Raw genomic sequence first — 1035 nt, forward strand, 5'->3', positions numbered from 1 at the left:
CTACGCCATGGGCCAGGCCCACGACCTGCCGCAGATCAACATCTTCGACGAGCATGCGGTCGTCGTGGACGGCTACGGCGAGTTCTCCGGCATGAACCGCGACGAGTGCCGCGAGGCCATCGTCAAGTGGTTCGACGAGCACGGGCTTCTTGACCACATCGAGGAGCTCGACCACTCCGTCATGCACTGCTATCGCTGCGACTCCGCGCTCGAGCCCTGGCTCTCTGAGCAGTGGTTCGTTGCCGTGGACAAGCTCAAGGAGCGCGCCACCGAGGTCGTCAAGAACGGCGAGATCAAGTTCCACCCGGCCCGTTGGACCGACACTTACCTCACCTGGATGGACAACCTCAAGGACTGGTGCATCTCTCGCCAGCTGTGGTGGGGCCACCGCATCCCGGTCTTCTACTGCGAGGACTGCGGCTGGGAGGACGCCCTCATGGAGGATACCGACGTGTGCCCGAAGTGCGGCGGCCACCACGTGCACCAGGACGAGGACGTCCTCGACACCTGGTTCAGCTCGCAGCTGTGGACCTTCGCCACGCAGGGCTGGCCCGACGACACCTCCGAGCTCGCCGAGCACCATCCGACCAAGGTCCTCGTCACAGCCCGCGACATCATCGCGCTGTGGGTCGCGCGCATGATCATGAGCTCGCTGTACTGCACCGACGAGATCCCGTTCCACGACGTCTACATCTACGCGACGATCCTCGCCAAGGACGGCAGCCGCATGTCGAAGTCCAAGGGCAACGGCGTCGACCCGATGCAGCTCATGGACAAGTACGGCGCGGACGCCATGCGCTACAACCTGCTCACGCTCATCACCAACAACCAGGACGTCAAGTTCGACGCGAACATCGACAAAAAGACCAAGCAGCTCATCGACAGCCCGCGCACCGAGCAGGCGCGCGCCTTCGTGACCAAGATCTGGAACGCGAGCCGCTTCGTCCAGATGAACCTCGAGGGTTACGAGCCGGGCGCGCCCAAGGCCGAGACCGCCGAGGACGCCTGGATGCTGAGCCGCCTCGCCCGCGCCGT

At 64.4% G+C, this 1035-nt stretch carries 1 protein-coding gene; it reads left to right on the top strand.

Annotated features, from left to right (window positions below):
- Positions 1 to 1035 (top strand): class I tRNA ligase family protein (locus tag ACT84W_RS08705; RefSeq protein ID WP_444328933.1); only part of this gene is annotated, 1035 nt, incomplete at both ends.

The sequence above is a fragment of the Paratractidigestivibacter sp. genome (assembly GCF_052362415.1).
In the GTDB taxonomy this organism is placed as follows: Bacteria; Actinomycetota; Coriobacteriia; order Coriobacteriales; family Atopobiaceae; genus Paratractidigestivibacter.